Annotated in this window: 7 protein-coding genes; 5 read left to right on the top strand and 2 right to left on the bottom strand. The window is 58.1% G+C overall.

What is annotated here, in order from left to right; all coding sequences use genetic code 11:
• Nucleotides 1–69: 69 nt before the first annotated feature.
• The 4 genes from surE to BV034_RS16825 all read left to right on the top strand — a co-directional run bounded on the left by surE (nucleotide 70) and on the right by BV034_RS16825 (nucleotide 2170).
• A complete protein-coding gene (surE, locus tag BV034_RS16840) occupies nucleotides 70–783 on the top strand; it encodes a 5'/3'-nucleotidase SurE (protein WP_063768807.1) in 714 nt (237 codons plus the stop codon).
• 74 nt (nucleotides 784–857) lie between these two features.
• Nucleotides 858–1073 carry a hypothetical protein gene (locus tag BV034_RS16835; protein ID WP_050028165.1) on the top strand — a complete coding sequence of 72 codons (216 nt, stop codon included), beginning with the start codon at nucleotides 858–860 and terminating at the stop codon, nucleotides 1071–1073.
• Nucleotides 1074–1174: 101 nt separating this feature from the next.
• A complete protein-coding gene (locus tag BV034_RS16830) occupies nucleotides 1175–1765 on the top strand; it encodes a hypothetical protein (RefSeq protein ID WP_050028164.1) in 591 nt (196 codons plus the stop codon).
• A gap of 33 nt (nucleotides 1766–1798) precedes the next feature.
• Nucleotides 1799–2170, top strand: coding sequence for a hypothetical protein (locus BV034_RS16825; protein WP_050028163.1), 372 nt, complete (start codon nucleotides 1799–1801; stop codon nucleotides 2168–2170).
• A gap of 67 nt (nucleotides 2171–2237) precedes the next feature.
• Here BV034_RS16825 and BV034_RS16820 read toward each other — a convergent pair whose 3' ends face one another.
• Both BV034_RS16820 and BV034_RS16815 read right to left on the bottom strand, forming a co-directional pair.
• Entirely contained in the window at nucleotides 2238–3371 is a 1134-nt protein-coding gene (locus BV034_RS16820) for an NAD(P)/FAD-dependent oxidoreductase (protein WP_050028162.1), read from the bottom strand.
• A 19-nt stretch (nucleotides 3372–3390) separates the two neighbouring features.
• On the bottom strand, nucleotides 3391–4914 hold the full coding sequence (locus tag BV034_RS16815) for an FAD-dependent monooxygenase (protein ID WP_050028161.1): 1524 nt from the start codon (nucleotides 4912–4914) through the stop codon (nucleotides 3391–3393).
• 106 nt (nucleotides 4915–5020) lie between these two features.
• Between BV034_RS16815 and BV034_RS16810 the strand changes: the two genes are divergently transcribed.
• Nucleotides 5021–5707 carry a TetR family transcriptional regulator gene (locus BV034_RS16810; RefSeq protein WP_050028160.1) on the top strand — a complete coding sequence of 229 codons (687 nt, stop codon included), beginning with the start codon at nucleotides 5021–5023 and terminating at the stop codon, nucleotides 5705–5707.
• Nucleotides 5708–6820: the final 1113 nt, after the last annotated feature.

Here is a 6820-nt window from a genome sequence, read left to right as displayed (position 1 = left end):
AGAGTGCCTGTAGAGTGCCTGGGCGGGGTGACTACTTGATTTTCCCCGCTCCCCGGAGGATGGGTGGACTTGCACTTCCTCCTTACCAACGACGACGGGATTGAAGCTCCCGGACTGGCCGCTCTGGCAGCGGCGGTTTCCGCAATTCCCGGGGCCACCTACACGATTGCCGCCCCAGATCGGGAGTACTCCCAGTGTGGCCATCGCGTGACCACCACGGAGGTCCTGAAGGTCCGCCAGAAGGCGGAACATGCCTATGCTGTGAGCGGTACTCCCGCCGATTGCGTACGGGCCGCCGTGTTTGCCCTGGGCATCAAACCCGATTTCGTGTTCTCGGGCATCAACGCCGGCGGGAACATGGGGCAGGATCTGGTGATCTCCGGCACGGTCGCCGGGGCGAGAGAGGCGGCGTATCACGGGTACCGTTCGGCCGCCTTTTCGCACTATCTCGTGAAGGGCATTGCCCTGGACTGGGAACGGACAGGCCGTTGGACCACCCAGTTGATCGAGTGGTTGCTGGGTCAGAATTTGGCGGATGGCGAATTCTGGAACGTCAACTTTCCCCACTTGCCACCTGGCAGCGAGGCATTGCCGGAGCGAGTGATCACCTCCCCCGCCCGCCCGCCGATGCTGGTGACGTATGATCGGAGTGAGGGGAATGCGGGAGAGTGGGACCTGCGCTACACTGCCCGATATGCAGACCGCCCGGCACCTGTGGGTTCTGATGTGAACGTGTGTTTTGGTGGAGCGGTCTCGGTGAGCAGGTTGACCGTCGTTGCGTAGGTGCCTGGACCGGAATGGTTGGACAACCCCGGAGACGAAGCAAGAATTCTCACTGCCCCTCAACCATCAGCACCATGAACGAGGCACAGACAAGGCGAAACATACTGCTTCTCAATCTGGCATTCTGGGTGGTGGCGATCGCTTTCCCCTACGTCATCAGGTTGCTGCCCACCGGATCTGGCCACCCTCCCAAGATCTATGAGGTCCTGGTTCCGATCATCCAAATCATGCTCGCAGTCGGAGCCACCTACCATGTTGCCAACGCGCTCCGCAAGCCCAAGCAGGGCTAGAACTGCATCATGCGGTTCGGGGATGAGTTCTTGCATTTTGCGCCAGCACTTAACAAGATGGACATGATCCCCTGCCATCCCATTTTTTGGCCATCCCAGTCATGAGTGAAGAAACCGCTGAAGCCCTAGAGCGAATCCGTCACTATGTGTGGACTGGGTTTTACCAACCAGAAGAGATCGCGGAAATCTTGTGCAACGACTGCTTCGAACCAGATACACTGGATGAAAACTGGGTTCTGGAGCAAATCTCGTCGGAGATTGATCGAAAGCTGGCTGAAGAAAACTCTTGGAAAACGCCGACTGATTGTGATCGCCTGGATCAGGCGTTTGCGGAACTTGAGAAGCGCAACATCATCGCGCTGCAAAACGCTGGATACACCCAATCCGACGGCATTGACGACATCACTGAAGTCTGGCATGACGCCGGGCGGGGAGATTCGCCGATCATTGGCTATTGCTTCTATCACGGACAAGACCTGGAACGTGCCATCGATGGCCATGGCTTGATGCTCACGTTTGGCGACATCCTTGGCACTGATGACCGGGGCTTGGAAGTCGGGAGGACAATCAAAGAAGTGATGGAGCAACATGGATTCCGAACGGAGTGGAACGGCACCATTCAACAGCGCATCAATATTCCTGACATCCGCTGGCAAAAGAGAACTGCCATTGAACACACTTCCGAGGCCTGAAAAGTGCCTGCTCATCAAGCCAAACTTACACTCATGAAATACCTCTTCCTCGTTCTTTGGGCGTTTTGCGCACTCCCCATTGTCGCCAAGGCCCAACTGCCTCCAAAGGAGCCCAGCCGCATCAGCACCACGGCCAACCTGCGGGACTTCCTGCTCACCAACAAGTGGACATGGCGCAATGTGAGCGCTGGCGTGCCGGATCGCGAGTGCGTGTTCATGCCCGACGGCACGTTTCGGCACCCACATTTCACGGCAAAGTTCGTCATCAAGGACATCAAGACCGTGGAGCTCAATCGCAAGGGTGGCGAGCAGGCCGTGATGACCTTCAGCGATGACTACTCGACCTTCGAAGTGCTCGACTTCGACAAGGCACGGCGGATCACCGGCAAGCGACTGCCGAAGTAACAATGGATCAGCCAATTTAAGTCTGCACAGGATGGAGAAGAGGCGCTTGATACTTGTCTCCGCCAGACTACTCAAGCTGCCTGATGTTAGTGAAAAACTCAACCAAGCTTTGAGGCGCGTTGTCGTCTAGGCACATCTTGAGGATGCGCTCAGCTTCTACGGCAGCAGACGCGCAACGGGAAAACATCTCCCCTTCGTACGTGACCAGTGCAGCCTCGACGTCGCCCGGATGAGCAGCGATGGCTCCTCCGAGATTGGCACCATCGTACATGGCGAGGTTGGCACCTTCACCCGCCGGAGCCATCAAGTGGGCGGCATCGCCGAGCAAGGTCACGCCGGGAACACGATCCCACTTGTGATCAAACGGGAGTGTGTGGAGCAGCCGAGGCACCGGGGCGGTTGCGCCGCCATTAATGAGCGCAGTCAACTCTGGTGCCCACCCACTGAATTCCTCGGCGATGCAGGCCGCTGCAGCCTCCGGGTCAGCGAAGTCAATGCGGGCAAACCAATCTAGCGGCTTGCGCAGCGCAACATATGCGTGCAGCACGCCACCAGGTTCACGATGGGCCATGATTCCCCTGCCGGGCGCGAGTGCAAACATTGAGCCGCTGCCAACCGCATTCGCGCTCGCAGGATGCCGGGCGTCGCCATCAAGCAAGTAAGTCTCGATGAACGAGATGCCCAGATAGCTGGGTTTTGCATGCGAAAGGACTGGGCGAACTTTGGACCACGCACCATCGGCACCCACCAGAAGGTCGGTCGTGACCGTTGAGCCATTGGTAAAGATCACTTCGTGTCGTCCGCCGCCCATCGGAGAAACCGACACGACTTTGTGCCCCCATCGGATCGTGCCTTCCGGAAGAGAGTTCACCAGAATTCGACGAAGTTCTCCACGGGGCACCTCGGGACGACCGCCCCTGCCGTCATCGGGCTCATCAATCAAGACTTGCCCGTGCTGATCAAGCACACGCGTGGCCTGACCACCAGGGTGCACGATCGCGAGAAAATCATCGAAGAGTCCTGCAGCCTTGAGCGCAACCTGCCCATCGTGTTCGTGGATGTCCAGCATGCCTCCCTGCCCGCGCGAAGTGGGCGATGCTTCGGCTTCGTAGATGGTCGCAGCGATGCCGTGAACATGAAGGACTCGTGCAAGGGTCAAACCGCCGAGGCCGGCACCAATAATCGTAACTGGATTGTTCATAGGGATTCCTTTGATTCAGCTATTGAGCAAACCAGGCAGCCATCGCTTGTTTCATGGACTGTTCATTGGGGCCACCTACAGAAGCCCAGGCGACCACCCCATCAGGGCGCACCAGGACCGTGCTCAGTCCCAAGGACTCTTTCACCCGGTCTGAAGCATACCTTATTCGCCCACCGAACTCGCCCGCCCAGGTTTCAAGTGAACCATTCCCATCAAAATCAAGCAGGACGCCGTGGCCATGGCGCATGAGTTCGTTTGTCCTCGTACCATTTTCGAACTCAAAGTTGGGAACGCTGCAGCCCACCAGGGGATGATCGCCACCGAGCGGGTAGTGGAGCGATATGCCCCATACCCTCTCTGCCATGTAGGTCGCCCCATCCCGAGTATCCATCAGATCTCGGACAATGGCGTGCAGTGCACGGGCGGATGGCTCTGGCCTCATGATGGCAACCTGCGCACGTGACCAATCCAGCACCTGCGCGCCAATGGGATGTCGTTCGGTGTGATAACTATCCAACAAGCCATCTGGGGCTTTGTTCTGGATGGTGGCAGCAAGTTTCCAACCCAGGTTCATGGCGTCCCCCAGCCCGAGATTGAGCCCTTGACCACCCAACGGCGAATGAATGTGTGCGGCATCGCCCGCCAAGAGAATGCGCCCGTTGCGATAGGATGTGGCCTGCCGGGCCCGGTCAGTCCACGTGGTGGCGATAGCCAGGGCATTCACTGTGACGTCGGTGTTTGAGATGCGGCGAAGGACCTCCTGCACGTGTTCACGCGTGATCGCCTTTTCGGAGTGATGAAATGCCCCGCCGTCAAAATCCTGCATGATCACGTAACCCGGCTGGGACTGCAGGTACATCCCTTGTGGAGTGACGTTTCGGCCCGCCCTGAGTTTCTGCGGGTCAGCAAGGTCCACTTTCGTGGAGTATCCCGTGAATTCCGGTTCCGTGCCGACAAACTCAAAACCGGCCGCTTTTCGAATCACACTGCGTGCTCCATCGCAGCCGATGAGCCACTGCCCCCTGAAAGAATGCGGACCTGACTTCACCGTAACTCCGTCCTCTGTCTGAGAAACATCATCCACGGCCAGCCCGCGCCTGATCTCCACTCCCAGGGCCTCTGCATGACGACCAAGCACTGTTTCCATTTCCGCCATTTCAGACACCAGGCTGGGGCGGGTTGAGCTTGGCAGACGAAACTTCCACTTTGAGGGATCCACCTCGCCGTCATGAAAGGGAATACCGGCGAAGTGTCCTACCTGCCTCCGCTCCCCTTCGACCGCATTCATATGGGGGCTCTTCAGCCGACGATGAACCTCAAGTTCGTCGAGTAACCCACGACGGTCGAGCGCTTCAATTGTCGGCGCTGAGAGACCCCGGATCCCGAATGGAAATTGTTTTAGCGGAGAGTGCGGCTCGGTGGCTTTTTCTAGCAGGAGGACAGGACATTTCGCTAGTGCGAGCTCACCGGAGAGGAAGAGCCCTACCGGGCCAGCGCCCACGACGATCACGTCGTAGAGCGGACTATTTTTTGCCTCGTTCATAAGGTTCCGGTGCATTGCTCCAGACTTCACGGCAATCTTTGCCGAAAATGGAACACTGTTCCATTTTAACTACTGGAACAACATTCCATTTATGTCAAGATCGGGAATGCCGAGAAAGTCAAAGACCTGTCCACGACGTGAAGAATCGCTCACGCGGGATCACATCATTGAAGTCTCCATCGAACTCCTGGACAGCAGCGGAGAAGGTGGCCTCACTTTCCGAGCGCTGGCAGAACGACTTGCCACCGGTCCAGGCGCCCTCTACTGGCATATCGACAACAAGAGTGACCTGATGACCGCCGCCTGCGATTCCATCGTCACTCGCGCGATGGCTGAGTCCGTAGAAGGCGAGACGCCGAAAGCCGCGATTCGTGCTCTCGCCCTGGGAATGTTCGATGCCATTGATGCGCATCCGTGGGTCGGCTCTGCGCTCACGCGGGCCCTGGGGCAACAGCCGATTGTGCGCATTGTAGAACGAATAGGTCAGCAGGTTCGCTTGCTGGGCGTGCCGAACGACCATCAGTGGGCAGCGGTATCCGCATTGTTGCACTACATCCTTGGAGTTAGCGGGCAGAACGCGGCGAACACCCAGTTCGCCCGGACGCATGCCTTGAATAGAACGGATTTTCTGGAGGCGATGGCGAACGTCTGGTCTCAGCTAGATCCAGAGGAGTATCCGTTCTCACGCAGCGTAGCCGGGCAGTTGCGCACGCATGACGACCGGGAAGATTACCTTGCTGGAATTGATCTCATCCTCGCCGGGATCGACGCCAACCCATCGTCGAATGAGTAGCACGCATACCGTTGATCGCTGGTCGCGGCGGTTGAAAGGGCAGGCACTTTGAGTGTCTGGCCCTAGCGTCCGTCTGAGCTTGGTGGCGAAACGCGGTCTGGCGCTCTCTCAAAACGGCCTGCGCCGGAGAAGCCAGGGGAGCGCACGCATCTTGCGTGCTGTTTCTGGCATCTTGCCGGGAACGTCAGTCACCGCGTGGCCTCGCGACACATGCAACCAAACATTCGAGCGACATGGAGGCATTGAAGACGGTGGGAGGAAGCGGATGCTGTCGGCCTTCCCACCTGAGCCTCCTTGGCGGGCACTATGTTGAGATTCATTCGCGTCACACCCTCAACACCCTTTTTGCAGGTTCACAGAATATATAAGAGGGGGTTTATTTGATGTAACTTACAAATAGGGTGTTGAGGGTGTGACGGAGAGAGAAAAACAGGGGGGTATCGGGCATGGGGTTCCAACAAGATCGAGTGTTGCTCAACCAGATGCCATGGCGTGTTCAGGAGTCAGTGCGTTCAGGGTGGTTACCTATCACCCCCTTCGCTCTCAAACTGACGGGGTCCGTCGGACTGCTCCGGCAGCGTTGCCTCAGGCGATCGGGTCGAGCTGGGGAGATTGCGCTCCCCAGCCCTCCCACACCACCGGACATGCGGGTCCGCATCCGGCGGTTGGATCGGCTGGTTTTGACCTTTCAGTTCTGATGGCATCTTAAACCCAAAGCGTTTCCCTTGCCGCCTCAACGGCCTGGTGTGCGCTGCGCCCCATGCGAAACCCATAGCTGCTCTCGCTAAACAACGGGTCAAACTCAAGGTTCAACACACCCAGCAGCAACTGCTGCACAAAGCGGTCCTGCACATCGGGGATGCTCAGCGGACGGGTTCCCCCGCCTGCCTTGGCAATGGCCCTTGCGTCTCGCGGCTCCAGGCTGGTAACTGCCTTCCAACAACCATCTCTTGAGCACCTCCCCGTGTTGGGTGAGATGCGCTCTTAGTTCCGTGGTCTTCATTCCGTCGGGTCCGGGCGCCCCTGCGTTGCGTTCCACCGCACGCAATGACGCCTCCCAGTTGTCCGGGTGCACAACCTTTTCCATCATCTCTGTGAGCCTTGCTGTCCGTT

Source organism: Verrucomicrobium sp. BvORR034 (assembly GCF_000739635.1).
Lineage (GTDB): Bacteria > Verrucomicrobiota > Verrucomicrobiia > Verrucomicrobiales > Verrucomicrobiaceae > Verrucomicrobium.
This window is presented reverse-complemented; position numbering and strand designations above follow the sequence as displayed.

Bases quoted from the DNA above. Each gene is read 5' to 3' on its own strand.
- BV034_RS16815 (WP_050028161.1), bottom strand. From the start codon at position 4,914: ATGAACGAGGCAAAAAATAGTCCGCTCTACGACGTGATCGTCGTGGGC.
- BV034_RS16820 (WP_050028162.1), bottom strand. From the start codon at position 3,371: ATGAACAATCCAGTTACGATTATTGGTGCCGGCCTCGGCGGTTTGACC.
- BV034_RS16835 (WP_050028165.1), top strand. From the start codon at position 858: ATGAACGAGGCACAGACAAGGCGAAACATACTGCTTCTCAATCTGGCA.
- BV034_RS16830 (WP_050028164.1), top strand. From the start codon at position 1,175: ATGAGTGAAGAAACCGCTGAAGCCCTAGAGCGAATCCGTCACTATGTG.
- BV034_RS16825 (WP_050028163.1), top strand. From the start codon at position 1,799: ATGAAATACCTCTTCCTCGTTCTTTGGGCGTTTTGCGCACTCCCCATT.
- BV034_RS16810 (WP_050028160.1), top strand. From the start codon at position 5,021: ATGCCGAGAAAGTCAAAGACCTGTCCACGACGTGAAGAATCGCTCACG.